The sequence below is a fragment of the Pseudomonas sp. AM8 genome, assembly GCF_036346475.1.
Taxonomy (GTDB): domain Bacteria; phylum Pseudomonadota; class Gammaproteobacteria; order Pseudomonadales; family Pseudomonadaceae; genus Aquipseudomonas; species Aquipseudomonas marginalis.
The window spans coordinates 190,845-215,832 of the sequence record NZ_JAOTNX010000005.1 but is presented as its reverse complement, the minus strand read 5'-3'; the positions used below and the strand labels follow the sequence as shown (position 1 = coordinate 215,832).

The following is a 24,988-nucleotide window of genomic DNA, read 5'->3' as shown; positions in this document are numbered from 1 at the left end:
CCTTGAATAAAACGTTTAACTGACTCCATGAGGTAACGATGACTATGTTCAGCAGCTCTCTGTTTGAAGGCAAGGTCGCGCTCGTCAGCGGCGGCACGTCCGGGATTGGCCAAGCGACCGCCGAGTATCTGGCCCGGCATGGCGCCAGGGTCGTGGCGATCGGCTTGGGCGCCGACGCGACAATCGTCGCCGAGGGGGTTGAGCTCGATCTGCGCGAGGTTGACGTCACCGACGATGGTGCGCTTAAAGGCGTGATCCAAAGCCTGGACCGCCTGGATATTCTGGTACCGGCTGCGGGTGGCACCCTGGGCGAAAAGGAGATGGAGTGGGAGGCCTTCAACCAGGTGTTGTCGGTTCAACTCAATGCCGTTTACCGCCTCATCAACCTGGCGCATCCGCTGCTGGCCAGGCAAGGTGGGTCGATCATCAACATCGCGTCGATGTTCTCCTACTTCGGCGGGGGCAAACTCGTGGCTTACTCGGCAGCCAAAGGGGCGGTTGTCCAGATCACGAAATCCCTGGCGGAGGCCTACGCCCCTGACAACATTCGCGTCAATGCCGTGGCGCCGGGGTGGATCACGACCCCCCTGCTGGCGAAAATCGATGATCAACCGAGGATCGACCGTTTGCTCTCTCGCACGCCCATGAAGCGCTTCGGCAGTGCCGAAGAGGTCGCCAAGGTGATTGCATTTCTGGCTTCGGATGCGGCGTCATTTGTGACCGGCGTGGTTCTGCCGGTCGACGGTGGCTACCTGACCACCGCTATCTGACCCACACAGACGCGCCTGCATCGGCAGGCGCGCTTGAGGTCTCCCGGACTATTGCTCGCTGCCTGGCGATACCGGCAAGGAAGCCGATATCCGGGCGTGGCAAACCTCAAGTATTTCATCGGCGAGCGGCGAATCATCCGGACACGCTCGCGACAACACCATCGCGCCAACGGCATGAGCCAGTACGTCGATCATCTTCGCTCTCGTCTCGCCCGGCGCAGCGTCTTCGACGGTCGGAGACTTTTGCACCAACGCTTGCAGCATGCGGTCTATGCCTTCGGCGAATGCACGCTTCAGCTCATCCGACTGACGCGCGGCGTCTCCACACAGGGCCGCCATGGTGCAGCCCTCGCCACGCCGGTCACGGTGATCCCTCGACACGTAGATATCGATGAACGTCTGAATATCAAGCGCCTCGGTGCCGGCGAGCGACCGGGAAAGACTGCTGGCTGCAGCCTCGGCCATCAGATCGGCCTTTGAGCCGAAATGTTTGTAGAAACCTCCGTGGGTGAACCCGGCGGCCCCCATGAGATCCACCAAACCTACGCCGTCAAACCCCCGCTCACGAAACAACACGGAGGCCGTCTCGACGATGTGCTCGCGATTTGCCTGCGCCTGCGCTTTGGTCACTTTCACCTGCGATACCTCGAACTTGCACAAAAAACCTACGCCCATAGTACATAGATGTTGATTGCAATCAAAATAATTGACAGCTTTGATTATGATCACCATCATAAAGGCAAACCAAATCCCTCTTCCGCCACAGCCACAGAAGACACCTCACATGACCGATCAAAATCTGTTTACTGCCTATACCCTTGGCTCACTGACCCTCGCCAACCGCATCGTGCTCGCGCCCCTGACGCGCAATCGCGCCGGCACTGGACTGGTGCCCAGCGAGTTCGCCCCCACTTACTACAGCCAGCGCGCTTCGGCCGGACTGCTGATCACCGAGGCCACCCAGATTTCGGCGCAGGCGCAGGGTTACCAAGACACACCCGGTCTTTACACCCAGGCGCAGATCGACGGCTGGCGCCGGGTTACCGAAGCGGTGCATGCCAAGGGCGGCAAGATTTTTGTGCAGCTGTGGCACGTTGGCCGGGTTTCCCATGTGGACCTGCAACCGGGCGGTGCCGCCCCAGTAGCGCCGTCGGCCATCCGTGCCCAGACCAAGACCTTCGTCAATAACGGCTTTGCCGACGTGTCCGAGCCACGCGCACTCGAACTCGACGAACTGCCAGGCATCGTCAACGATTTCCGCCAAGCGGCAGCAAACGCCATTGCGGCCGGCTTCGACGGCGTGGAACTCCACGGTGCAAACGGCTATTTACTCGATCAATTCATCAAGGACGGCGCCAACCAGCGTACCGATGCCTACGGCGGTTCGATCGAAAATCGTGCGCGCCTGTTGCTGGAAGTGACCGCTGCAGTGGTCGCCGAGATTGGCGCGGACCGCACGGGCATTCGCCTGTCGCCGGTCTCGCCCGCCAATGGTGTGTCGAGCAGTGAGCCGCAGGCTCAGTTCGATTACATCGTCGACCAACTCAATGCGCTCGACATCGTTTACCTGCACGTCGTCGAAGGCGCGACCGGTGGGCCACGCGACGTGGCGCCGTTTGATTTCGACGCGTTGCGCCAGCGCTTCCAGAACACCTACATCGCCAACAATGGCTACGACCAAAACCTGGCCAACTCGCGGCTTGCGCAGGACAAGGCTGACCTCATCGCCTTTGGCCGCCCGTTTATCGGCAACCCGGATCTGGTGGAGCGGCTCAAGGCCGGTGCGCCGCTGTCCGCCTTCGACCCCACCACCCTCTACGGCGGCGGTGCGACGGGCTACATCGACTACCCGACACTGGCCGAATCAAGCGCTGCCACCAACTAGGCGGTGCCTGACCGGGCCAGGTTTTATTTGTGCATCCCTCTCACTGCGTGACCGAAGCTTGTATCCGGGAAGGTCCAGGTAACTCCGTATAAATGGCGCGCTTGGTGTCGTTACCTGTGTTCTGGCACCAAACGAGCCAGCGTCGATTACAGAACGATCACGACTGGGGGCACAAGGGGTAAGGCAGGAGCGCGCAAAAGGCTGGAAAGATGAAGTTGAATAACGATAAGTGCGACATCAATGAGTGCGTTGAATCAACCGCAGCCGCACCACCCGATACAGGACACACAGGCCCATATCAGGATCAAGCGCCACAACGTGACGAAGCGACACCTGCGCAGTCACCGACCAGCAAAGTACCTGAAGACGCGGCTCAGCCTGTAATCGTCTGGCGTAGCTTGATGTTGCAGCAGTAACACTGCGAAGTCGCATTGCTCCGTCAACACCCGTCGCAGTGCAACCAGACATCGAGCCCGGTGCGGACAACCCGCGCGGGTGCAATCTGTACCCAAACAGCCATGGTTTGCTGCATCAGATGACAACCCCTTGGAGGACTTCAAAATGAGCTATAGCCATCTAACCGCCCCTACCCTGTATATCGACGTCGATGGCGAGACATTTGCCTATCGCCGCTGGGGCAATGACAAGACAGATCAGCCTCCGCTGTTCCTCCTCCAGCATTTCCGTGGCGGCATGGATCATTGGGACCCCATCATGACGGATGGGCTGGCGGCAGGGCGCGAGGTCATCCTCTACAACGGTCGCGGCATTGCCTCTTCTTCCGGAGAGCCGCGTAACCGAATTGAGCTGATGGCCGACGACGCTGCCGCAGTGATCCGCGCACTCGGTCTATCAACAGTCGATGTGCTGGGTTTCTCGCTTGGCGGTTTTATCGCCCAGGACCTGACACGACGCCATCCCGACCTCGTGCGCAAACTGATGCTGCTGGGTACCGGGCCTCGTGGCGGTAATCCGGACTCAGACCCTGGCGTGCTGGAGGCCGCACCACGGCCCATTCCCACAGTGGACGATTTTCTGTTTCTGTTTTTCGGTCGCTCCGAGGCGGCGCGGCAGGCAGGGCTCGCGTTCTGGGAGCGCCGTCATCAGCGTGTCGACCAGGATCCACCCAGCTCTGTGCAGGTGATGCAGGCACAGATCGAAGCCCACATGCACTTTATGCCCAAGCTGGACCCAAATGATCCCTTCAATCATCTGCGCGCTATCAAACAGCCAACGTTCATCCTGAACGGCATGAATGACGTCATGATTCCAACAGTCAACTCCTGGTACATGGCCCAGAACATCCCGAACGCCCAGTTATTCCTGTACCCGGATGCGGGCCACGGCGCCCAATTCCAATGCCCTGAGCGCTTTCTGAAACACGCCATCGCGTTCCTCAGCGAATGACAACTTACGGAGCCAGCACATCATGCTGAAGTTTAAATTTTTGTTGTGGGCGCTGACCAAGCTGTTTCAGCGGGCCATCAAGAAAAACCCCGGCTGCGCAAAATTTGTTAAAGGCAAGTCGTTGGTCTTTCAGATTCGAACAGAGGATGGCGTGGGTCGCTACTTCACCGTTGCGAACGGAAAGATAAAATCCGCCGCAGGTTTAACGCAAAAGCCGGCATTCACGCTGTCGTTTAGAAACACAGAAAGAGGCTTCGCCATTCTGTCGGCTAAAGACAGCAAGGATGAATTCCTGACGGGGTTGCGTACAGGCGATCTGAAAATCAGCGGTGATTTTGTCGAGGTGATGTGGTTCCAGGGATTAACAGAATACTTGCAGCCGGCTAAAGACCCCGCGCAGGTCTTTTCACGACGCCTTGCATCGTGCGGCTGCCGATCATCACGATTCGGGCGCCGGGGTGCAGCCTGGCGTGCAGGGTGTTGACCAAATGGCTCGCCGCCGCCACGTGAACCTGCCACATGGCTTGGCCATCCTGCGGCTGCAACTGCCCCAACGGGGCGGTACGCATGAAACCTGCCGCGTGGACGATGGCATCCACCGTTTCGATGGGCTGCAAGGCTTGATCCAAGGCCTGCAAGTCACTCAGATCGCATTCAGTCCAGTGAAAGCGCGGATGATCGATACCGGCAGCGCGGCGACTCAGCCCCTGCACACGCCAGCCTTCTGCCAGCAGGCGTTGCGCGCTGGCCATTCCAGGCCCAGTCGCCAGCGAACGTATTCGCCAGCGCCTGGGCAGGCCATCGGTTTACAGCGCCGGGGGTTTAGGGAATACGCCGCGGGCGTGTTCGTAGGCCTGGGCAACGCGCAGTGCGAGGGCGTCCTGGAAGCGCGGAGCAACGATCATCATGGCGACCGGCAAGCCGTCCGCAAGCCCCGCCGGGATCGATGTCGCGGGGTGCCCCGTGAGGTCAAACGGCGCGGTATTGGCAAGCATGTCCAGTGCACTGTGCACGTACTCCTCCACGGGTGCGTCCGCGGCGGTCAACGGCGTGGCTACGAAGGGCATGGTGGGCATCACCAACACGTCAAAATCCTTGAATGCCTCGTCGTACTGGCGCGTCAGCTCCGGTACCAGCATCCGCGCCTTGGCGTAGTAGGCGCCATGCAGGTTTTTCAGGCTGTAGTGACCGGTCAACGCAACCGCTCGCACGCTACTGGACAACGCATCGGCGTGTTCGCGGCGTTTTTCGCCGAAGTAACTCATGATGTCCGGGTCGTAATAACCGTCGACGTTCATGCCGTAACCATTGCCCTGCAACATCTGATACGCCGCGCCGTCAGTGGCAATCACGTTCCACAGATCCAACGCCACGCCCGTGTGCCACGGCGCGCTTGCTTCGCCGACGCTGGCGCCCAGGCTTTCAAGCTGGGCAACCGCCGCCTTGACCAGGGCATCCACCTGCGGCTCGGACATTCCCGGGATCGCAAAACCTTCTCGCAGCAAGCCGATTTTCAAGCCGGCCACGCCCTGCTCCAGCGTCGCGAGGCAGTTGACCGCTGGCGGATTTTTCTGCCGGGAATCAAGCCCATCGGCCCCCGCAATGACATCGAGCATCGCTGCCACATCGCGTACGTTATTGGCCATCGGGCCCACATGGTCGATGGTCCGCTCAATCGGAAAAGCGCCGGTGTAAGGCACCAGGCCGTAAGTCGGCTTGTGCCCGACGATGCCGCTCCAGGCCGACGGCATCCGGATCGAACCGCCCTGATCGCCGCCGATGGCCATGTCGACTTGGCCAAGCGCCACCAGCACCGCACTGCCGCTGGACGAACCGCCTGCGTTGCGCGTCAGGTCCCAGGGGTTTTTAACCGGGCCGCTGGCGGAGGTAAAACTTGCCCCGGAAAAACACAAGTCTTCACACACCGACTTGCCCACCACCGTGGCCCCGGCCGCCAGCAAGCGTTTGACCACAGTGGCGTCTTCGGACGGGATATAACCGTCCAGGCTCAATGAGCCGTTAGCCATGGGCACGCCAGCCACCGACACATTGTCCTTGATGACCACCGTCTTGCCGGCCAACGGGCCTTGCGCCGCGCCGACGATTCGGGTTTTCACGTACCAGGCGCCGTGCAGGTTGTCTGCCTCGGCGGCTTTGTTGTATTCGCGTTCAGGCGGTTGCTGCGCGACGTTGGCAGCGTAGAGCGCATCGATGGCTTCGTAGGAATTCAACGTTTCATCGGCCAGGTTGAGGAAGGCCTCCATCTGGCTATCTGTCAGGTGATAACCGTGGTCTTCGGCGGCAATCAGAAAGTCGGCTTTGCTGGGGCGTTTTACGGACATGGTGTTCTCCAAATGACGTTAAGAACCACCCGATCTCGGGCGATCATTGACGCGCGCCACCCGTGCCCACTGCACAGGTTACGGCTCGCTCCGGAGGACTCCATTGTCCACGCCGGTCGCCACGCGGTGATCCATACCTGCCAAGGGAGGCGTATGGCAAACGTCCACGCAGAAGAGGATCAAGCCCTCACAAGCTTGATGCTCAAAGGCTGTTCAGGAACAGGCTTGTCGGAACAACTCATGGGCCTTGACCAGCGCTTCGGCGATTTTTTCCACCGGTTCGCGTTTGGCCATGGCTTGATCTCGCAAGGCGTTGTAGGCATCGGTCTCCGACATGCCCTTGGTTTCGATAAGGATTATTTTCGCCTGCTGCACGGTGCGCATGACCGCCATGCGCCCTTCCAGGCGCTTGACGTGCCGTTCCCGTTCGCGGGCCTTGCGTGACTGACTCAGGGTGATCGCCAAAGCGGTCAGCAAACCGAACGACTTCACGGGCGAAGGGATGACAGCGCAAGCGTTCAGTTGCACCAATGCCTCGACGATGATCGGGTTCTCATAGGCAATCACCGGAATGATCGGCGGCGTGCTGGCGTGCAGCAGCCATGGCGTGTTGGTCGACAGGCTTTCCGGCGACACCGCCAATACGATCACGTCCGCCTCGGCGCTCAAGCGCTCCGGAATCGGCCATTGCACACGCACCTGACAACCGATGCGCTGCAACTGCTCGATCAGGTTGCGTCCATCCTCGTCATCCGGGTGGATCACCAATACGCTGACATCGCGCAGGTCCTTGATGCCTGTCGCGCTGTCGTTGCGCAGGCGTTTCTTGGCGGCGCGCAAGGTCATGGACGTCTCCCCACCGAGCCGGACCATTCATTGAAATTGGGTGCAATGGCATAAGGGTCAGGCTTGAGTGCACTCTGGCTTTCGTAAAGGATGTCGAATTGGCCCTCGACGTTGGCCCGGCCAATCCGCGAAAACAGGTACGTGTGGTGATTGTTGGCATCGACCCGAATGCGTCCTTGTGGCGCTTCGAATTCCAGCCCGCGCATGGCCTGCAGCACATCCTCCACTTGCGTGCTGCCAGCTCGAATGATCGCCTTGGCCAGCAAGTGCACCTGAAAGTACGCCGCCTCCCAGCAACGGTCAGTGACCTGGTGTTGACCAAACAACTCGCGGTATTGGGCGATGCATTGGCGGTTGGTCGGCGTGTCCACCGACTGAAAATACGTAGCCGCCGAGATATGCCCAGTGCCCAGGTGAACCCCCATTTGCTGGATGTCGGTTTCGCTGGTCGTCAGGCTGGCAATCGGCATCACCGAGGGGTCAAAGCCTGCGTCGGCGTAGGCCTGGTACAAATGCCCCATGGTTTCGCCGACGACCGTCGAGAAAATAAACGAGGGCTTGAGCTCCCTGGCCTTGACCATCAGTTTGGCAAAATCTTCCGGACGTGCGTTTTTCAGCGGCAGGTAATACTCGCCCAGCTTGGTACCGCCACGCTCGTACAACAGGTCGCTCATCAAGCGATTGGTTTCGTACGGGTAGACGTACTCGGAACCGATCATCAACACGCGATTGCCGAAGTTGTCGAGCATGTAATTGCCCAGGGGCAAGGCATTGTGATTCGGTGTGGCGCCGGTGTAGATAATGTTGCGCGAATACTCGAAACCTTCGTAATACACCGGGTACAGCAACAGGGCGTCGTAGCGCTCGACAATCGGCAGTGCCGCCTTGCGTGCAGCCGAGGTGTAGCAACCAAAGAAAAACCGCAGGTGTTCTTCGCGGATCAGCGATTCGATATGCATGGCGTACAGCGCAGGCGTTGAATCGGGGTTGCGGGTGATCAACTGCAGCGGGCGACCACCGACCCCGCCTGCCGCATTGATCTGCGCAATTGCAAACTGCGCGCCGCGCATCGTCGAGCCCTCGGCAGCCGCCGTGACACCGGTATCGGAAAACAGACCGCCTATGCGGATCGACTGGTCAACCATGCCTATCAACCTTGTTCAACGTGATAAAAGACACCCGCTCGTGGATTGGGGGTCTGGAGGCCTGTGCAAATAATGATTGAGCGAGACGCCGTATAACAAAATGGCTGCTCTCAGGCGGGTTGTGCCTGGGGCTGGCGCGACAACACTGTCAGGGCCAGTCATGCGAGGGGCCTTCCACACCTGCCGAGAATGGGCGTGTGACAAGGGACCCTGCGAGGGTGTTGCCTGTCGCTCATGCAGATAGTGGGCCACACGCAATGGGCGAGCTGCACCCGCGGCGCCGGCCGGTTTCAATCCTTGCCGTGGAGCCCATCCATGCCGCCCACACGCTCACGGTATTGGTGCATTCAGGGTGCATTCGCGCCAAAGCAGCGCAGGCCAGTGACACGCGACAATAGATGCAGGCGTCACTCGCACGCCCCTTCGACTGCCCGGAAAACGCCCTGGTCGCAATTGGCACTGCCCTTGCTATAACTCTCCAGAGACATCGCGCCAGCTGTTTGCCCTACGCCCCCTTGGCAAGTAGGGAAGCACCTCGCGTACGACTGGATCGGACACAGCTGTCCCGCCAGATTCGGCACAAGAAGCCTGATTTCCCGACTATTGATTTAGCCGGGATGTCGGGCTTTTTTTATTCCTGGAGAGAAGTGAATGCACAACGACAAACGCCGTTTGATCAAGCATGCCCTGTTGCTGGGCGCCTTCAGCCTGTTGCCGTTTTCCCTGGTCAGCCAGGTGCAGGCAGCCGAGACCGTGAAGGTCGGCATCATCCACTCGCTGACCGGCACCATGGCCATCAGTGAGGCCTCGGTGGTGGACGCGGAAAAACTCGCCATCGACGAAATCAACGCCAGCGGTGGCGTGCTCGGCAAGACCATCGAACCGATCGTCGAGGACGGTGCCAGCGATTGGCCGACCTTCGCCGAGAAGGCGCGCAAGCTGTTGGAAAACGATCACGTTGTAGCTACGTTCGGCGCCTTCACCTCGGCGTCGCGTAAAGCGGTGTTGCCAGTGTTCGAACGCAACAAGGCGTTGCTGTATTACCCGACGTTCTATGAAGGCCTGGAAAAATCCCCGGCCATCATCTACACCGGCGCCGAAGCGTCGCAGCAAACCCTGGCAGCCGTCAGCTGGTTGATGGCCAACAAAGGCAAGACCGTCTACCTCGTGGGCTCGGACTACATCTGGCCGCGCACCACCAACAAGCTGGCACGGGCGTCGGTGACCAAGCAGGGCGGATCCATCGTCGGTGAGGATTACCTGCCCCTGGGCAACATCGAGTTCTCCTCGGTGATCAACAAAATCAAGGCCGCCAAGCCCGACATCGTACTGTCCACCATCGTCGGTGGCTCAAACGTGGCGTTCTACAAACAGCTCAAGGCCGCCGGCATCGACAGCAGCAACCAGACGCTGATGGCGCTGGCCGTCACCGAAGAAGAAGTCACCGGCATCGGCGCCGAAAACCTCACCGGCTTTCTCACCTGCATGAGCTACTTCCAGAGCCTGAAAAACCCGGTCAACGAGAAATTCGTCGCCGCCTTCAAGGCCCGCTATGGCGACAAACGCGTAGTCGGCGACCCGATGGCGGCCGCGTACACCGCCGTGTACCTGTGGAAGAAAGCCGTGGAAAAAGCCGGCAGTTTCGACGTCCCGGCCGTGATCGCCGCGTCCTCGGAGCTGACCCTCGACGCGCCTGAAGGCGAGGTCAAGGTCCACAAGGACAACCACCACCTGTGGAAGCGTGCGCGCATCGGCGCCCTCAACGCCCAGGGCCAGGTTGACGTGATCTACGAGTCCGCGCCCATCGAGCCTAACCCTTTCCCGAAACTGTGATGCAGGGTCGGGCGCGATCTGACTCGCGCCCTCTCCCGCCCACGCGGTCCGCCAACGTGCAGCGACAGGTAGCGACGCAATGACTTTCGATATTTTGGTGATGCAGGTCTTCAGCGGGTTTTCGCTGTTCTCGGTGTTGGTGCTGATGGCCCTGGGGCTGACCATCGTGTTCGGCCTGATGGGCGTAATCAACATGGCCCACGGCGAGTTGATGGCGATGGGGTCGTACATGACCTACGTCACGTCCGTGGTGTTTGCGCGCTACTTTCCCGACTACATGGGCTGGTATTTCGTGATCGGCATCGGCGTGGCCTTCGTCGTGACCTTCGCGTTCGGTTTCCTGCTCGAGCGCTGCTTTATTCGCTTCATGTACAACCGCCCGCTCGACACGCTTCTGGCGACCTGGGGCCTGTCGCTGGTGCTGCAGCAGGTGTTCCGCCAGGTCTTCGGCCCCAAGGAAGTCAGCGTGCCCACGGTGCAATGGCTGCAAGGCGCGTGGAAGATCAGCGAAGGCCTGGAACTGCCGCTCAATCGGATTTTCATCATCGGCCTGACACTGGTGATCGCCGGCGCCGTGTTTCTGTTTTTGTACCGCAGCCGCTGGGGGCTGCGCATTCGCGCGGTGACCCAGAACCGCGCCATGGCGGGGGCAGCCGGCATTAACACCGCCCGTGTCGATGCGGTCACGTTTGCCCTGGGCTGCGGGCTGGCAGGGATCGCCGGCAGCTCGTTCACCATGCTGGCCTCGACCGGCCCGGTCAGCGGCCAGCAGTACCTGGTCGACACCTTCATCGTCGTGGTGTTTGGCGGGGTGGAGAGTTTGCTGGGCACCTTCCTGTCGGCCTTCGCCATCGGCCAGACGCAGATTTCGCTGGAATACCTCACCACCGGGTCCATGGCCAAAGCCATCACGCTGCTGGTGGTGATCGTGCTGCTGTTCTTCCGCCCCAACGGCTTGTTCGCCGCGAAAGTGAGACGCTGAGATGAACGATATGACTGAGACGCCCCTCACCCGCCCCAGCACCTCGACGCCGACCACGCGCCGGCTGCGCACCGGGTTGCTGCCGTTGCTCGAGCGCCACAGCCTGGTCTGGCTGTCGCTGCTGTTGCTGGTGATATTGCCCCTGAGCCTGGGCGACTTTCGCCTGGGCCTGGCCGGCAAATACCTGAGCCTGGCGTTCTGCGCCGTGGGCATGGTGATGATCTGGGGCTACGGCGGGATACTCAGCCTGGGCCAGGGCATCTTCTTTGGCCTTGGCAGCTACATGATGGCGATGTACCTGAAACTTGAAGCCACCGCCAACGACGAAGCGGCGAGCGCGCTCGCCGCCTTCTACGGCTCGGCGTTGCCGGACTTCATGATCTGGAACAGCGTCGACGCGCTGCCCTGGTGGTGGAAGCCTTTCGAGTCGGCGACATTCACCTTTGCGGCGATCCTCGTCCTCCCGGCATTGCTCGCGTTTGTGTTCAGCTACGCGTATTTCAAGAAGCGCGTGGGCGGCGTGTACTTCTCGATCATCACCCTGTCGTTGGCGGCGATCATGTCGATCATGATCATCGGCCAGCAAGGCTACACCGGCGGCGTCAACGGCCTGACCGACTTCAAGACCGCCTTTGGCCTGAGCCTGCAAACGCCTCAAACGCCCTGGATTCTGTACCTGATCACCACCCTGTTACTGCTGGGCTGCGTGGCGTTGTGCGGGTTCATCCTGCGCAGCCGGCTGGGCAAAGTGGTGGTGGCGATCCGTGACCGTGAGGACCGCGTACGGTTTTCCGGCTACAACACAGCACTGTTCAAAGCGTTCATCTTTGCCGTCGCAGCACTGATCTCCGCGCTCGGCGGGGTGATGTTCACCCTGCAGGTCGGCCTCGCGTCGCCGTCGCTGGTGGGCATCATTCCTTCGACCGAAATCGTGATTTACGCAGCCCTCGGCGGGCGTCTGTCGCTGGTCGGTGCGGTGTACGGCACGCTGTTGATCGGCGTGGCCAAAACCTACCTGTCGGAAAATTTCGTCAACTTCTGGCAGTACTTCATCGGTTTCCTGTTCATGGGCGTGGTGCTGTTCTTGCCGACCGGGCTGGCCGGTTTGCTGCAACGCCTTGGCCACAACAAACAGGAGGTGCAGTCATGAGTGGCCTGTTGCTGAGTGTCGAAGACCTCACGGTGTCGTTCGACGGTTTCAAGGCAGTGGACAGCCTTAATTTCTATGTCGAAGAAAACCAGGTGCACGTTGTGATCGGGCCTAACGGCGCGGGCAAGACCACCCTGCTTGACATGATCTGCGGCAAAACCCGACCGAGTGCCGGCAGCATCCGTTTCAAGGACCTGCAACTGGCCAACATGATCGAATACCAGATCACCCGCGCGGGCGTTGGGCGCAAGTTCCAGAACCCTTCGGTGTATGAAGACCTCACCGTGCGCGAGAACCTCGACATCTCGTCGCCCGGCAAACGCGGCATTTTCAACTGCCTGTTCGCCCGCAAAGACCCGGCCCTGCAAGCAGAGATCGAGCAGACCGCCGAGATGATTTTCCTGCAGGACCAGCTGGGGCGCAAAGCCGGGCTGTTGTCCCACGGGCAAAAGCAGTGGCTGGAGATCGGCATGCTGCTGATGCAGCGCCCGGAACTGTTACTGCTGGACGAGCCGGTGGCCGGCATGAGTGCAGGCGAGCGGGAAAAGACCGCAGGCCTGCTCAAGCGCATCGCCAAGGGCCGCGCCATGGTGATCATCGAGCACGACATGGAGTTCGTGAAGTCAGTGGCTGACAAAGTCACCGTCCTGCACCAGGGCAAAACCCTGGCCTACGGCTCGATGGATCAGGTGCAAAACGATCCTCGCGTCATCGACGTCTACCTGGGGCACTGAGCATGCTGACCGTCAATAACCTGAACGTGTATTACGGCGACAGCCATGTGCTGCGCAATCTCGACCTGACCCTCGCACCGGCCGAGTCCCTGGCGATCATGGGTCGCAACGGCATGGGCAAGACCACCCTGCTCAGAAGCCTGGTGGGCATGCTGCCGGCGCGCAGCGGCAGCATCACGCTGGCGGGCCGGGAACTCAGCGCCAGCAAGAGCTATGAGCGGGTCGCCGCCGGGGTGGGCTTCGTGCCGCAGGGGCGGATGATTTTTCCGTACCTGACGGTGGAGGAAAACATCCTCACCGGCATGCAGGGCGCCCCTGCCGCACCGATTCCCGACTACATCTACGAGTACTTCCCGGTGCTGTTCGAGATGCGTCGACGCAAGGGCGGCAACCTCTCCGGCGGCCAGCAACAACAGCTGGCGATTGCCCGCGCGCTGGTCTCCAACCCCAAAGTGTTGATCCTGGATGAGCCGACCGAGGGCATTCAGCCGTCGATCATCAAGGACATCGCCCGGGCCCTGAACCTGCTGAAAAAAGAACGGGGATTTTCGCTGATCGTCTCCGAACAGGTGCTGTCGTTTGCGATGGCGGTGGCCGACCGTTACCTGATCATCGAGAAAGGCGAGTTCGTGCACAGCGAGGTCCGCGAAACCGTCGACCGCGAGCGCATCCTGCGCTACCTGACCATCTGAAACCAGACCTGAGAGCACACACCATGTTGATCCTCGACCGCATTCTGGGCCAGGCCAGCGACCCTGCCCTCGCCGACCGCTTGCATGACCTCAGCCACGCAGGCCTGGTCGAAACCCTCAGCCTGTCGGCCAGCGACATTCAGCGTCATCGCCTGCGCCTGGCCAGTGATCGCGGCACCGACTGTGCGATTCGGCTGGAGCGCCATCAGCAGCTGCGTAACGGCTCGGTGCTGATGCTCGACGGTCAGCGCGCCATCGTCGTGCACATGCAGGACGTGCACTTTCTCGACCTGCAACCGCGGGACGCTGCCGCAGCGCTGGAGCTGGGGTATTTCGCCGGCAACATGCACTGGGCCGTGCGCTTTGCAGGCACTGCGTTACGGATCCCGCTGAATGGCCCGGAGGCCGACTACCTCGAGCGTCTGGCGCCGCTGCTCGCGGACGGCCGGGTGCTGCGCCTATGAACGCCGCACCGGCCGAGTTGCGCAGCAGCCTGTTGGCACTGCAACAGGCCGACAGTTTTTTCCCTGGTGGTGCGGTTGCCTGGTCATGGGGCCTGGAAACGCTGGTGGCCGATGCGCGCCTGGGGCAGAACGCCGCGATGACCGACCCCGTCCCTGTCAGGCGCCGTCAGCGCGGCCTGCAGAATGATCGCAGCGTTCAGGTGCGGGCCTTCGTCGAAGGTCAATTGCGCCATCGCTGGAACAGTTTTGACCGGGTGTTTTTATGCGCCGCCTGGCATGCAGCGGCTGACCTCGCCACCCTGATGGACCTGGACAGTCACATCGAGGCCCTGACCCTGGCCGAGGAACTGCGCCAAGGCTCACGTCGCGTCGGCCAATCGTTGCTGGGCGTGCATGTCGCGCTCGGTACCCCCGGCGCTGCCGCTTACCAGCAACACGTGCTCGCCTGGGCAACGCCGGGGCATTTGCCGGTGTTGCAAGGGCTGCTGTGGCAACAACTCGGCATGCAACTCGAGCACTGCCAACTCGCCGCCGCCCATGGGCTGTGCACCGGATTGGTCAGTGCCGCTGTGCGCCTGGGCGTAATGGGGCATGTGGATGCGCAGCGGGTGCTCACCGACATCCAGCCCTTGCTGCTGCAACTGCTGGCTCAGGCGCCACTCACCCTCGACGACGCCAGCGGCTTCACACCCATGGCCGAGATCGCCGTGATGCGGCACGAAACCCAGGACCTCCGTCTTTTCGCCAATTGAGGTGGCGGGCACGAAAACGCCTGCTGCCGACACAGGAGCTTGAACATGCTGCTGACGCCCACCGAACTTGAGCGGCTGACGCTATACACCGCCGCCGAACTTGCGCGCAAACGCCGCACCAAAGGGCTGCGCCTGAACTTTCCGGAAGCCTCGGCGCTGATTGCCGATGAAATCCTCGAAGGCGCCCGTGAGGGTCGCAGCGTGGCCGAGCTGATCGGTTTCGGCTCGACACTCCTCAACACTGACGACGTCATGCCCGGCGTGGCCGATCTGCTGCCGGTACTGCAGGTGGAAGGTACGTTCCCCGATGGCACCAAACTGGTCACCGTGCATCAGCCGATTCGACCCGGGCAGTTGCCGTTGGCCGTCATGCCGACGCCTGGGGAAATCATCTCGCCCGAGGGCGATATACAACTCAACAGCGGTCGCCCCACGACCACCGTACGGGCCATCAATACCGGCGACCGGCCGGTGCAAATCGGCAGTCACTACCACTTTTTCGAAGTCAACAAGGCGCTGGATTTCCCCCGCACCGCCGCCTTCGGCATGCACCTGGACATTCCCGCGGGCACCGCCGTACGTTTTGAGCCGGGGGAGCTGCGCGAAGTGCAGCTGGTGCAATTCGGCGGCACGGGGGACATCTACGGTTTCAGCGGTTTGACCAATGGCAACCTGCACGATCCGGCCTGCAAAGCCATCGCGCTTGATCGAGCCCGCGCACAACAGTTCAAGGGGGCGTGACCCATGGCAACAATGACGCGCAAGGAATACGCCGCGATGTACGGCCCCACCACCGGCGACGCGGTGCGCCTGGGGGATACGTCGCTGCTGGCCGAGGTGGAATTCGACTACGCGGTGCCCGGCGATGAATGCCTGCACGGCGGCGGCAAGACCCTGCGCGACGGCATGGGCCTGATGCCGGGGCATGACAGCGCAGACGGCGCGCTGGACATGCTGATCTGCAACGCGCTGATCATCGACCCGGTGATCGGCATCGTCAAAGGCGACATCGGCATCAAGGACGGCAAGATCGTGGCCATCGGCAAGGCCGGCAATCCGCAGGTCATGGACGGTGTCCATCCGCAATTGATCTGCGGCGTCGCAACCACCGTGCGCGACGCAGAAGGCCTGATCGTCACGCCGGGCGGGATCGACGTGCACGTGCATTTCGACTCGGCGCAACTGTGCGATCACGCGCTGGCGGCGGGCCTGACGACGCTGATCGGCGGCTCGCTCGGGCCGATTACCGTGGGGATCGACTGCGGCGGCGAATGGAACGTCGGCAAGATGCTGCAGGCCTCTGAAGCCTGGCCAATCAATTTCGGCTTTCTCGGCAGGGGCAATTCCAGCAAGCCGGAATCGCTGCTCGGCCAACTGCGCGGTGGCTGCCTGGGATTGAAGATCCACGAGGACTGGGGCGCGATGCCCGCCGTGATCGATACCTGCCTCAAGGTGGCCGATGAATACGACTTCCAGGTGCAGTTGCACACCGACACCCTGAATGAATCGGGTTTTCTCGAAGACACCCTGGCCGCCATCGGCGACCGCACAATCCACATGTACCACACCGAAGGCGCAGGCGGCGGCCACGCCCCGGACATCATCAGCGTGGCGGGAAAATCCAATTGCATCCCCTCCTCGACCAACCCGACCAACCCGTACACCGTCAACACCTTCGACGAGCACCTGGACATGATCATGGTCTGCCATCACCTCAATCCGGACGTGCCGGAAGACGTGGCGTTCGCCGAATCCAGAGTGCGTCCGCAGACCATCGCCGCCGAAGACATCCTGCACGACACCGGCGCAATTTCGATCCTGGGCTCCGACAGCCAGGGCATGGGGCGCATCAACGAGGTGATCTGCCGCACCTGGCAGCTGGCCTCGAAGATGAAAGACCAACGCGGCCGTCTACCGGAAGAAAAAACCGGATTGGGCGACAACGAACGCATCAAGCGTTACATCGCCAAGTATACGATCAACGCTGCGCGGGTGTTCGGCATCGACAGTTACATCGGCTCGCTGGAGCCGGGCAAGCTCGCTGACCTGGTGCTGTGGCGGCCGGCCTTTTTTGGCGTCAAGCCGGAGCTGGTGGTCAAGGGCGGGTTTATCGTGCACGGCGTGATGGGCGACTCGGCAGCCTCGCTGTACACCTGCGAGCCGCTGATCATGCGCCCGCAATGGGGGGCCTTTGGTGAGGCCAAACAGGCACTGTCGGTGAATTTCGTCAATCGCCTTGCGGTGGAGGCCGATACCGCTGAGAAACTGGGCCTGAAAAAAGCCCTGTTGCCGGCCTTCGGCACCCGCACGCTGCGCAAGTCCGACATGTTGCACAACGACGCCTGCCCGGACATTCGCGTCGACCCCCAGACCTTCGATGTGTACGCCGACGGTGAGCGCCTGAGCTGCGAGCCGGTCAGCGAAGTGCCCCTGGCCCAGCGCTACATGCTGCGCTGATAACAGCCAATAAAAGGAACCTGCTAATGAGCACTGCATTCAACGCCGCACCGCAGCCGCAACCCCACCCCGGCGCCGCGCGCGTCGGGATCGGCGGCCCGGTCGGCTCGGGCAAGACTCGCCTGCTGGAGCAACTGATTCCGCGCTTCATCGCGCGCGGCACCGAGCTGGCCATCATCACCAACGACCTGGCGACCCGCGAGGACGCCGAACGCGTGCAGCGCAGCGGCCTGATCGACCCACAACGGGTGCTCGCGGTGGAAACCGGCGCCTGCCCGCACACGGCGATCCGCGAAGACCCGACGCTGAACCTGCAAATGGCCGACGAGCTGGAAGCGCGATTCGAGAACCTGGACCTGATCCTGATTGAGTCCGGCGGCGATAACCTGGCCTCGACCTTCTCGTTGGATCTGGTGGATTACTGGATCTTTGTCATTGATGTCGCCGGCGGCGATGACATCCCGCGCAAACGAGGGCCCGGCGTGTTGAGCTGTGATCTACTGGTGGTCAACAAATATGATCTGGCGCCCTATGTGGGCGTGGATCTGCCACGCATGCGTCGCGAGTCAGCCGAAGCCCGCAACGGCCGGCCCGTGCTGTTCACCAACTGCGCGACGGGTGACGGGGTCGACGCGGTCGTCGACGCCATCAGCCGCGCCGTGTTGTTTGACCGACCATGAACGCGCCGCAGGAACTGTTTCACCCGTTGATTGCACCGCCCAAGGCATCCTCGCAGGTGCAGGCCCGGATTGCCTTCAGCAAAGCGCCGTCCGGCGCCAGTTATATCAGCGAACAGCGCGTGGGCTATCCCTTTCATCTGGGCCGCACCCTGAAGCTGCCCGACGACCCGAAAGGCATGGCCGCCGTGTATGTGCAGTCTTGCTCGGGCGGGATTTTCGCAGGCCAGGATTTGCGGATGCACCTGCATGCCGGGCCGGACACTCAAGTGCATGTCAGCACTGGCGCGGCGACGGTAGCCCACAGTATGCTCGAGCAATCGGCACGGCAGACCGTCAGCCTCACCGCCGAACACGGAGCGCTACTGGAGTACCTGCCTATGGCGACGATCCTGTTTCCCCAGGCAAAACTGCACAGCCAGGTAAGGGTGAATCTGCACCCGGGCGCCAGGGTGATGCTGTGCGACGCGTTTTGCCTGCACACCCCCCAGGACAGTGCCGGCCTCTTCGATGTCTACCGCGCCGACCTGGAAGTGCGCTGCCCGGCAGGCCGCTTGCTGGCCGGCGATCGCCTGGCGCTGAACGGGCAAGACCTGCTGCGGCAATTACCGGGCGTCAGTGGTGCCTTCCAGACCCTGGCGACATTCATGCTCGTGGGTCAGGGCTTGCCTGTCGAAGCGCTGAAAACCGCATTGCGCAATGCCCTGCCCACTCACCCCGACAGCTATCTGGGTGTCAGCGCATTGCCCAACGATTGCGGGGTTTCATTACGCATCATGACCCTTGATGCCGTGTCACTGCGCAACAGCCTTCACATAGCCTGGGCGTGTGTACGTGAGCATCTGACCGGTGTGGCACCGCGTATGCGCCGCAAATGAGGAGTGACGATTACAATCCACGCCGGCTGACGGCGTTCAGCGATTTTCTGTTCGACCGCTGGCAGGAGGCGCCGTGGGATCAATGACCTCATTCGCCGCAGCCGATGCATCGTAGGCATCTCGAACAGCCGCTAAGTTTCGTAGGAAATTTTGTAGGTCTTGCCTATCCGCTCGACATGTGCAAATCCAAGCTCGCAAAGGTGCATACCCGCGATAAGAATCTTGTCCGAGCTGACGACATCCAACAACTTTGAACGTGTGGCGGCGGAAAGCAGCGGGTCTTGGTCAAATGCAATGGATACGTCGGGACGCGCAATCTGGACTTGAGGGAAATGAACGATATCCCCCCAGATCAACAGACTCCTCTGATCGGATTCGAGGCGATAACCGGAATGCCCCGCCGTATGCCCCAGAAGGGGCGTCGCACTGATGCCAGGGAGGACTTCGTTATCAGTAAATGTGCGCATTTTCTCCCGATACTGATCGAACACCTTCCGAGCAAACAGAAAGTTGCCACGAGCACGCTCACTCGCTCGGCTGAGATTGCCATCGTCCTCCCAGAAAGAAACCTCACGCTGGTGCACGACCAACTCTGCATCGGGAAAGACAGCTGCCCCGGAAGAATCAACCAGCCCCCCAACATGGTCGGGATGTGCGTGAGTCAGGAGAATCGCGTCAATGTCAGAGGGTTGCACGCCAGCCAGTGCGAGATTGGCCTTCAGCTTTCCGCCCCACTGCTTGAAACCACCAGCCCCCGCATCGATGAGAATCGTGCGGCCCCTTCCACGCACCAGGTAACAGTTGATGTGGATCGAGGATGGGTCGCTCACGCCTGCGTCCTGCTGCAACTTGGACGCCTGCGCAGGATCGATATTGGAGAGGAGATCCAGACTTGCGCAAAGGTATCCGTCACTGATGGCCGTAATCGAAAACTCGCCGATCTGCTGGCCCGGAAATTTCATGTCGCTCATTGCAGCACTCCTTGCGCGTCATCAGTTCCGCGCGTAAATGGCAGCAGCTGGATAGCCGATACAACGGATGCGCGCCGTTAGCCCCGCATGGCGCTCTACGGCCTCATCCAGTCGCGCCATGAAGACATCCATGACCGATGGCGTTCTGAGCGGTTCGAGGCGGTACCTGATTTCCGCGTAAGCAGGATGCCCGCGCCCTTGGCGAACAGAGACATAGATGACATGCACGTTGTCCAACGTAGCCTGGAGGACGTCCGTGCAAAGCCGAGTACATTCTTCAGTGAGTTCCGCCAGATTCGCCTCGGGCGGCATCTTTTCCGCCTGGATGAAGATTGTCAGGTTAGGCATGTCGGTTTTGCCCCGGCGTGTGGGGCAGTGCGCCACTGCCACTCGTCAACTGCGCGGTCATCGGAGCATAGAGGTGTACGTGGTTCGGAAGGGTATCCACATCGAGACGGATGGAGCTATCCAGCTTCGCCAGCCATCTGATTTCAGGGCACTTCTCCAATGCGACGGCGCGCATCCGATCAGGCGCCAGCCCCCTCTCGATGAGCGGCTCGGGACCGACTGCGCTTACGATCAGATGCTCGCCTTCACCGACGGCAGGCGCACGTTCAAGGGCGCCATACAGATTGCGGTGCCAATCGGTGATGTGCTGCTGCCAGCGTGCAAAATTGCCGCCGCCCTTCTGGCGATACTCATCGCCTTCAAGCACGGCCAGGCCGTCGATCGAATGCATGGCAAGGTAGACAGGGCAACCCGTGCTCAACGCCTTGAAGCGCTGCGAGGTATGGAACCCGCTCACGGAAATAAGCGCGGGTAGTTTTTCCAGGCTATAGAAATCATTCCACTCGGCTTCGCTGGCGGGGTCGGTAAAGCTGCACTCGACGGTATAGATCATGGATAACGTCGCGACCGAACATCGTGTGTCCGGCCCTCCTTGTTGATGTTCCATCACGGTATGGCCTTGACATCAACGAATAAAGCGATTTTTCGGTATACTTCAGTGATAAAAGCTCAAGCTTATCTGGATCACCACCCTTAGACCGAGAACGCTTATGCGAAAGAAGATCCCGAGCAGCACGGCATTGACAGCATTCGAGGCGGCCGCTCGTCACGGCAGCTTCGCGCGCGCGGCAGAAGAACTGTCTTTGACTGAAGGCGCCATCAGTCGCCAGATTGGCCGGCTGGAAGCCTTCCTCGGTGTCGCGCTATTCGAACGAGTCGGCAATCGTGTCCGGCTCCTGCCCAACGGGGAACGCTACGCGGCCCAAGTTCGCGAATCGCTGGACCGCCTGGATCGGGACAGTCAGTACTTAATGGGGCAGCCGAACGATGGTGCGAGCCTGGACATCGCCACTATCCCGACGTTCGCGATGCGATGGCTCATTCCTCGCTTGACACGATTCCAGCAAAAGCATCCGAACATCACTGTGCATTTGGCCGAGCGCATGGACCCCTTCGTCCTGGCCGGGAGCGGATTCGATGCTGCCATCCATTTCGAGCACCCAGCGTGGACGGGTATGCGGACTCACCACCTTTTGCATGAAGTGCTGGTTCCTGTTTGTCATCCTGCATTGCTCCAAGAGAGCACAGGAGCAGCAACACTGGACATGCTTCCACGCCTGCACCGACGGCAGAACCCGGATGCCTGGCAGCGCTATTCCCTGGAAACGGGGATCCCACTTACCAATCCAGCGATTGGTGCGCGCTACGATCTTCACGGCATGTTGATCGAGGCGGCATTGGCCGGCCTCGGTGTTGCGCTGGTCCCGCGTCTTTACGTTGAAACTGAACTGGCGTTAGGACGTCTGGTCGCTCCGTGGCCAGAGGGGAAAACCATTTCCAAAACCTTCTGCCTCATCCTCCCCGAGCCCATCGCATTGAGCAGAGAGCCAATACAAGCGTTTGCTCAATGGATGCTGGACGAAGCGAAGAAAGCAACGACGGTTGAGTCGTAGGGAACCTCCTTTTGCAGGCCTGCCACCAGGTTGTCCCATACGTTTTTATGTATGCATCGATGCATGCCCCCGGTAATCAGGCAAGGTGCTTGAGCAAATATAGTTGAGCTAAAATGCCGGAAACACAGACCTCAAGGACGCGCGATGATATTGCAACACAGGCCAGTGAAGGCTGACGACATCAAAACTATCTGTAGCTTTCCCCTGAACGCTCGGGAACTGTTTTATATGTTCCCGAAAGCTCAATACCCTCTGACTGAAGCTCAACTGTCTAACGCTATTACTCAACGATTCGACTCCACGGTTGTCGAGACCCGGAACAGCGTTGTCGGCTTTGCTAACTTCTATCGGGCTGAAACGGGTGGGGTTTGCTGTATCGGCAATGTCATCGTTGCCCAAGAGGCACGAGGTAAAGGTGTGGCGACCTTCATCGTGGAGACGATGACAGCTCTGGCGTTCGACCGCTACGACGCCACAGAGGTGCAGATCTCGTGCTTCAATGAAAATACAGCAGGCTTGCTGCTTTATCCAAAACTAGGCTTCTTGCCCTTTGCTGTCGAAGAGCGAATCTCCCTGGATAGTCGTAGATCAGCACTCATCCATATGACCCGCAGCAGAGCGGCCCGAGCATGATACTCACCTTGAAAGCCCGCTTAATGCAGCTGCTTTCAGGTATTCAGTCAGTTGCTTTGGTTCTGCTGTATCAGTGCTGAATGGGCAGCGCTGTGCAACAAGGATCAAGGGGTAGGTACTGCATTACCTCAGGTGGAAACAAGCGTTACGGGGTTTGATAGGATATTTATTACTTCTTGTCGAAGCATCCTGCTGAGTAGCCCAGCGGTCGCGCATAAACGTCAGTCCGGCTGTGAAAAACTGTCGAATCCACTAAGCCGCAGAGAAGAACGCCACTTTAGCGGTAAGACGATCCGCTAAATCTGATAGCTCGATGCTGGCTGCTGCCACTTGGCGCGCGCCATTGGCCGACTCAACCGTCGAGCCATGAATGCGGTTGATGTTTTCAGCGACCTCATCGGTCACGCTACTCTGCTGCACGGAGGCACTCGCGATCTGGGCGTTCATATGACTGATAGCGGCAACCTGCTCACTGATCCTTGCCAACGCCTCCTGCGCACTGCGTGTTTGTGTGACCGTTTGGCTCGCCAGCTCACAACTATCGCGCATGGTTTGAGATGCTGTTTCGGTACCCGATTGCAACGTACTGATCATCTCTCGAATTTCTTCGGTCGACTGCTGTGTCCGGTTGGCCAAGGAACGTACTTCGTCCGCTACCACCGCAAATCCACGCCCGTGCTCGCCAGCTCTAGCAGCCTCGATAGCTGCGTTCAAAGCAAGCAAATTGGTTTGCGAGGCGATGGAGTTGATTACGTCGATCACTGACGCAATATTTTCACTATGTTTGGAGACCTGGTTCACGGTAGCAGTCGTTTGCTCGAGGGTTAATGCCAGCTGTTCGATAGCAACCGTGGTGCTTGCAACCAATTTGTTCCCACTTCCCACGTCAGTATCAGCCAACCGGGAGGCATCAGCTGCCTGCGCGGCATACCCGGATACTTCATTAACCGTCGCCGCCATTTGCATGATGGCTGCGGCTACCTGCTCGGCTTCGCGGGTTTGCAAGCTGGTCTGCTCATTATTAGCCGATGATGCGGCAGACAACTGGGTGGCCGAGTAATTGACTTCTTGGGCCGCCTTACGTACTTGACGAATGGTCTCTGCGAGATGGCCCAGCGTGTCTTTCAGGACGCCCATGACACTGCCGGGATACTCTGTGGAAATCGTTTGATTCAGATCACCAGCTGCCAGTCGCTCGATGGCCAATGCAACGTCTGTGGGCTCAGCACCCAGCGTGGATTTAACAAAGCGAATAAGTACGGCCGACAACGTGATGCTCAGCAGCAGGGCAATACCTGTCGCGATAAGCATCAGCGTACTGAACTGGCTAGCGGTTGCCTGCACTGCGCCCAACTTTGCCTTGATTGATGCTTCCTCGTAGTCGATCAATGCATTGACGCGCTTGAGCCACTCACTGTAATCCAAAGACGTTTGACGCATCAGCAGCGCCTGAGCCCCTGGTATGTCACCCGCCTGGCGCAGGGAGATTACCGCTCTGGTGGAGTTAAGGGTTTGTTGTTCGATGTCCTTGATAGCGCTCAGTAATCGAACCTCCTCGCCAGTTACGCTTGCGCCCTTGAACAACTGATCCATTGGAGCTGCCGAGTCAGAGTAGGCCTTTTCCAAGGCTGAGACTTCCGATAAGTGTTTTGCCAAATCCAAATCAGTCGTTACCAGCACGGCATCCCGAATAGCGATGGCACGGTTATGGACACTGCCTCGGAAATTGATTGCGTAGCGCTGCACCTTTGCGGCATTTTCGCTTACGTAGCCCAAGGTGGAGTCAATGAACGCAACGCGGTGAATGCCGATGGTGGTTATCAATATGAGCAGCGCCAGGATGGCCGCGAAACTAAGCCCTATGCGTGTGGCCAACGAAAGCGTTTTCTTCATGGAAATCTCGGAAACATGACCTGTACAGGCCTGTGTTGATTTGGAAGACGCGAACGGTGCTACCGGCCCATCACGCTTAATACCTCTACGATACGTAGACGCAGAATGGTCATCCAGTTAGTAATACGCACGGCCATGATAGCTCATAGCTATCATGGCCGTGCGCATGCTTCACAGTGGGCCTCGCGAGTTAGACAGCAGGTACCAAGGCAGAGAGCGTATGGGTAAACGTCACGCCTGAGGAGCTTCACCGGAACCGTACTTAGCGAGCAATCATCCCGGCAGCTTGTTCGGTTGCTTCAGTCGTGCGAGTTGCGAGCTTGCGAACTTCGTCTGCAACGACCGCAAAGCCACGGCCCGCTTCGCCCGCGCGCGCCGCCTCAATTGCCGCGTTGAGCGCCAAGAGGTTTGTCTGGCTCGCAATGCTCTGAATAGTCCCAACGATTTGCGATAATTGAGCAATGTTGTTCTCAAGCGTCCGCTGATGCTTGACCTCTGCCTGTCGTAACGCCTCCT

At 60.0% G+C, this 24,988-nt stretch carries 25 protein-coding genes and 2 pseudogenes; 17 read left to right on the top strand and 10 right to left on the bottom strand.

Annotation, left to right across the window (positions count from 1 at the left end):
• Positions 1-38 precede the first annotated feature (38 nt).
• Positions 39-770, top strand: coding sequence for an SDR family NAD(P)-dependent oxidoreductase (locus tag V3W40_RS14700; protein ID WP_330215219.1), 732 nt, complete (start codon positions 39-41; stop codon positions 768-770).
• A 48-nt stretch (positions 771-818) separates the two neighbouring features.
• Here V3W40_RS14700 and V3W40_RS14695 read toward each other — a convergent pair whose 3' ends face one another.
• On the bottom strand, positions 819-1,406 hold the full coding sequence (locus V3W40_RS14695) for a TetR/AcrR family transcriptional regulator (RefSeq protein WP_065926140.1): 588 nt from the start codon (positions 1,404-1,406) through the stop codon (positions 819-821).
• Between the two features lie 148 nt (positions 1,407-1,554).
• On the opposite strand from V3W40_RS14695, the gene V3W40_RS14690 reads away from it, so the two are divergent.
• From V3W40_RS14690 to V3W40_RS14680, 3 genes are all read left to right on the top strand, one after another.
• Positions 1,555-2,655 (top strand): alkene reductase, encoded by a 1,101-nt coding sequence (locus tag V3W40_RS14690; protein ID WP_065947800.1) that lies wholly within the window; start codon positions 1,555-1,557, stop codon positions 2,653-2,655.
• 561 nt (positions 2,656-3,216) lie between these two features.
• Positions 3,217-4,062 carry an alpha/beta fold hydrolase gene (locus V3W40_RS14685; RefSeq protein WP_065926086.1) on the top strand — a complete coding sequence of 282 codons (846 nt, stop codon included), beginning with the start codon at positions 3,217-3,219 and terminating at the stop codon, positions 4,060-4,062.
• A gap of 22 nt (positions 4,063-4,084) precedes the next feature.
• On the top strand, positions 4,085-4,546 hold the full coding sequence (locus V3W40_RS14680) for an SCP2 sterol-binding domain-containing protein (protein ID WP_242001099.1): 462 nt from the start codon (positions 4,085-4,087) through the stop codon (positions 4,544-4,546).
• Here V3W40_RS14680 and V3W40_RS14675 read toward each other — a convergent pair.
• The 4 genes from V3W40_RS14675 to V3W40_RS14660 all read right to left on the bottom strand — a co-directional run bounded on the left by V3W40_RS14675 (position 4,446) and on the right by V3W40_RS14660 (position 8,395).
• A complete protein-coding gene (locus V3W40_RS14675; protein ID WP_065926085.1) occupies positions 4,446-4,814 on the bottom strand; it encodes an NAD-dependent epimerase/dehydratase family protein in 369 nt (122 codons plus the stop codon). The genes V3W40_RS14680 and V3W40_RS14675 overlap by 101 nt on opposite strands.
• 54 nt (positions 4,815-4,868) lie before the next feature.
• A complete protein-coding gene (locus V3W40_RS14670) occupies positions 4,869-6,404 on the bottom strand; it encodes an amidase (protein WP_323146689.1) in 1,536 nt (511 codons plus the stop codon).
• 213 nt (positions 6,405-6,617) lie between these two features.
• Positions 6,618-7,250, bottom strand: a complete 633-nt coding sequence (locus tag V3W40_RS14665) for an ANTAR domain-containing response regulator (RefSeq protein WP_065926083.1) — start codon at positions 7,248-7,250, stop codon at positions 6,618-6,620.
• Entirely contained in the window at positions 7,247-8,395 is a 1,149-nt protein-coding gene (locus tag V3W40_RS14660; protein ID WP_065926082.1) for a transporter substrate-binding domain-containing protein, read from the bottom strand. The genes V3W40_RS14665 and V3W40_RS14660 overlap by 4 nt, the downstream gene beginning before the upstream one ends.
• A gap of 651 nt (positions 8,396-9,046) precedes the next feature.
• On the opposite strand from V3W40_RS14660, the gene urtA reads away from it, so the two are divergent.
• The 11 genes from urtA (at position 9,047) to V3W40_RS14605 (ending at position 19,014) form a co-directional block, all read left to right on the top strand.
• Complete coding sequence (gene urtA, locus V3W40_RS14655; protein WP_137212777.1) at positions 9,047-10,228, top strand: urea ABC transporter substrate-binding protein; 1,182 nt, start codon at positions 9,047-9,049, stop codon at positions 10,226-10,228.
• Positions 10,229-10,307: 79 nt separating this feature from the next.
• On the top strand, positions 10,308-11,210 hold the full coding sequence (gene urtB / locus V3W40_RS14650; RefSeq protein ID WP_027603389.1) for an urea ABC transporter permease subunit UrtB: 903 nt from the start codon (positions 10,308-10,310) through the stop codon (positions 11,208-11,210).
• Position 11,211: 1 nt separating this feature from the next.
• Positions 11,212-12,360 carry an urea ABC transporter permease subunit UrtC gene (urtC, locus tag V3W40_RS14645; RefSeq protein WP_027603388.1) on the top strand — a complete coding sequence of 383 codons (1,149 nt, stop codon included), beginning with the start codon at positions 11,212-11,214 and terminating at the stop codon, positions 12,358-12,360.
• On the top strand, positions 12,357-13,094 hold the full coding sequence (urtD, locus tag V3W40_RS14640; protein WP_027603387.1) for an urea ABC transporter ATP-binding protein UrtD: 738 nt from the start codon (positions 12,357-12,359) through the stop codon (positions 13,092-13,094). Before urtC ends, urtD begins: the two co-directional genes overlap by 4 nt.
• A gap of 2 nt (positions 13,095-13,096) precedes the next feature.
• Positions 13,097-13,786, top strand: a complete 690-nt coding sequence (gene urtE / locus V3W40_RS14635) for an urea ABC transporter ATP-binding subunit UrtE (protein ID WP_092488400.1) — start codon at positions 13,097-13,099, stop codon at positions 13,784-13,786.
• Between the two features lie 23 nt (positions 13,787-13,809).
• On the top strand, positions 13,810-14,250 hold the full coding sequence (gene ureE, locus V3W40_RS14630; RefSeq protein ID WP_065947803.1) for an urease accessory protein UreE: 441 nt from the start codon (positions 13,810-13,812) through the stop codon (positions 14,248-14,250).
• On the top strand, positions 14,247-15,002 hold the full coding sequence (locus V3W40_RS14625; protein ID WP_330215218.1) for an urease accessory protein UreF: 756 nt from the start codon (positions 14,247-14,249) through the stop codon (positions 15,000-15,002). Before ureE ends, V3W40_RS14625 begins: the two co-directional genes overlap by 4 nt.
• A gap of 45 nt (positions 15,003-15,047) precedes the next feature.
• Positions 15,048-15,743 (top strand): urease subunit beta, encoded by a 696-nt coding sequence (locus V3W40_RS14620; RefSeq protein ID WP_065926078.1) that lies wholly within the window; start codon positions 15,048-15,050, stop codon positions 15,741-15,743.
• Positions 15,744-15,746: 3 nt separating this feature from the next.
• A complete protein-coding gene (ureC, locus tag V3W40_RS14615) occupies positions 15,747-17,459 on the top strand; it encodes an urease subunit alpha (RefSeq protein WP_330215217.1) in 1,713 nt (570 codons plus the stop codon).
• A 26-nt stretch (positions 17,460-17,485) separates the two neighbouring features.
• Positions 17,486-18,139, top strand: a complete 654-nt coding sequence (gene ureG, locus V3W40_RS14610; RefSeq protein ID WP_027603381.1) for an urease accessory protein UreG — start codon at positions 17,486-17,488, stop codon at positions 18,137-18,139.
• Entirely contained in the window at positions 18,136-19,014 is an 879-nt protein-coding gene (locus V3W40_RS14605) for an urease accessory protein UreD (protein WP_083221215.1), read from the top strand. The genes ureG and V3W40_RS14605 overlap by 4 nt, the downstream gene beginning before the upstream one ends.
• A gap of 131 nt (positions 19,015-19,145) precedes the next feature.
• Here the strand turns inward: V3W40_RS14605 and V3W40_RS14600 are convergent, their stop codons facing one another.
• From V3W40_RS14600 to V3W40_RS14590, 3 genes are read right to left on the bottom strand one after another with little or no spacing between them, the layout of a single operon-like run.
• Positions 19,146-19,985 carry an MBL fold metallo-hydrolase gene (locus V3W40_RS14600; RefSeq protein ID WP_330215216.1) on the bottom strand — a complete coding sequence of 280 codons (840 nt, stop codon included), beginning with the start codon at positions 19,983-19,985 and terminating at the stop codon, positions 19,146-19,148.
• Positions 19,986-20,006: 21 nt separating this feature from the next.
• Positions 20,007-20,333 (bottom strand): hypothetical protein, encoded by a 327-nt coding sequence (locus V3W40_RS14595; RefSeq protein ID WP_065926074.1) that lies wholly within the window; start codon positions 20,331-20,333, stop codon positions 20,007-20,009.
• A complete protein-coding gene (locus tag V3W40_RS14590) occupies positions 20,326-20,886 on the bottom strand; it encodes a sugar ABC transporter (protein WP_074845708.1) in 561 nt (186 codons plus the stop codon). Before V3W40_RS14590 ends, V3W40_RS14595 begins: the two co-directional genes overlap by 8 nt.
• Positions 20,887-21,043: 157 nt before the next feature.
• On the opposite strand from V3W40_RS14590, the gene V3W40_RS14585 reads away from it, so the two are divergent.
• Positions 21,044-21,946, top strand: a complete 903-nt coding sequence (locus V3W40_RS14585; protein ID WP_065947806.1) for a LysR substrate-binding domain-containing protein — start codon at positions 21,044-21,046, stop codon at positions 21,944-21,946.
• Between the two features lie 144 nt (positions 21,947-22,090).
• Positions 22,091-22,579, top strand: coding sequence for a GNAT family N-acetyltransferase (locus V3W40_RS14580; protein WP_074845701.1), 489 nt, complete (start codon positions 22,091-22,093; stop codon positions 22,577-22,579).
• Between the two features lie 252 nt (positions 22,580-22,831).
• Here the strand turns inward: V3W40_RS14580 and V3W40_RS34720 are convergent.
• A pseudogene (locus tag V3W40_RS34720) lies at positions 22,832-23,353 on the bottom strand (methyl-accepting chemotaxis protein); the annotation flags it as partial.
• 1,390 nt (positions 23,354-24,743) lie between these two features.
• Positions 24,744-24,971, bottom strand: a pseudogene (locus V3W40_RS34715) (methyl-accepting chemotaxis protein); the annotation flags it as partial.
• Between the last annotated feature and the right edge of the window lie 17 nt (positions 24,972-24,988).

Coding starts and splice junctions, on each gene's coding strand:
- V3W40_RS14675 (WP_065926085.1), bottom strand. CDS start 4,814: ATGGCCAGCGCGCAACGCCTGCTGGCAGAAGGCTGGCGTGTGCAGGGG.
- V3W40_RS14585 (WP_065947806.1), top strand. CDS start 21,044: ATGCGAAAGAAGATCCCGAGCAGCACGGCATTGACAGCATTCGAGGCG.
- V3W40_RS14685 (WP_065926086.1), top strand. CDS start 3,217: ATGAGCTATAGCCATCTAACCGCCCCTACCCTGTATATCGACGTCGAT.
- ureG (WP_027603381.1), top strand. CDS start 17,486: ATGAGCACTGCATTCAACGCCGCACCGCAGCCGCAACCCCACCCCGGC.
- V3W40_RS14605 (WP_083221215.1), top strand. CDS start 18,136: ATGAACGCGCCGCAGGAACTGTTTCACCCGTTGATTGCACCGCCCAAG.
- V3W40_RS14600 (WP_330215216.1), bottom strand. CDS start 19,985: ATGAGCGACATGAAATTTCCGGGCCAGCAGATCGGCGAGTTTTCGATT.
- ureE (WP_065947803.1), top strand. CDS start 13,810: ATGTTGATCCTCGACCGCATTCTGGGCCAGGCCAGCGACCCTGCCCTC.
- V3W40_RS14590 (WP_074845708.1), bottom strand. CDS start 20,886: ATGATCTATACCGTCGAGTGCAGCTTTACCGACCCCGCCAGCGAAGCC.
- urtD (WP_027603387.1), top strand. CDS start 12,357: ATGAGTGGCCTGTTGCTGAGTGTCGAAGACCTCACGGTGTCGTTCGAC.
- V3W40_RS14700 (WP_330215219.1), top strand. CDS start 39: ATGACTATGTTCAGCAGCTCTCTGTTTGAAGGCAAGGTCGCGCTCGTC.
- ureC (WP_330215217.1), top strand. CDS start 15,747: ATGGCAACAATGACGCGCAAGGAATACGCCGCGATGTACGGCCCCACC.
- V3W40_RS14660 (WP_065926082.1), bottom strand. CDS start 8,395: ATGGTTGACCAGTCGATCCGCATAGGCGGTCTGTTTTCCGATACCGGT.
- V3W40_RS14595 (WP_065926074.1), bottom strand. CDS start 20,333: ATGCCTAACCTGACAATCTTCATCCAGGCGGAAAAGATGCCGCCCGAG.
- urtC (WP_027603388.1), top strand. CDS start 11,212: ATGAACGATATGACTGAGACGCCCCTCACCCGCCCCAGCACCTCGACG.
- V3W40_RS14680 (WP_242001099.1), top strand. CDS start 4,085: ATGCTGAAGTTTAAATTTTTGTTGTGGGCGCTGACCAAGCTGTTTCAG.
- V3W40_RS14665 (WP_065926083.1), bottom strand. CDS start 7,250: ATGACCTTGCGCGCCGCCAAGAAACGCCTGCGCAACGACAGCGCGACA.
- V3W40_RS14670 (WP_323146689.1), bottom strand. CDS start 6,404: ATGTCCGTAAAACGCCCCAGCAAAGCCGACTTTCTGATTGCCGCCGAA.
- urtE (WP_092488400.1), top strand. CDS start 13,097: ATGCTGACCGTCAATAACCTGAACGTGTATTACGGCGACAGCCATGTG.
- urtA (WP_137212777.1), top strand. CDS start 9,047: ATGCACAACGACAAACGCCGTTTGATCAAGCATGCCCTGTTGCTGGGC.
- urtB (WP_027603389.1), top strand. CDS start 10,308: ATGACTTTCGATATTTTGGTGATGCAGGTCTTCAGCGGGTTTTCGCTG.
- V3W40_RS14625 (WP_330215218.1), top strand. CDS start 14,247: ATGAACGCCGCACCGGCCGAGTTGCGCAGCAGCCTGTTGGCACTGCAA.
- V3W40_RS14620 (WP_065926078.1), top strand. CDS start 15,048: ATGCTGCTGACGCCCACCGAACTTGAGCGGCTGACGCTATACACCGCC.
- V3W40_RS14580 (WP_074845701.1), top strand. CDS start 22,091: ATGATATTGCAACACAGGCCAGTGAAGGCTGACGACATCAAAACTATC.
- V3W40_RS14690 (WP_065947800.1), top strand. CDS start 1,555: ATGACCGATCAAAATCTGTTTACTGCCTATACCCTTGGCTCACTGACC.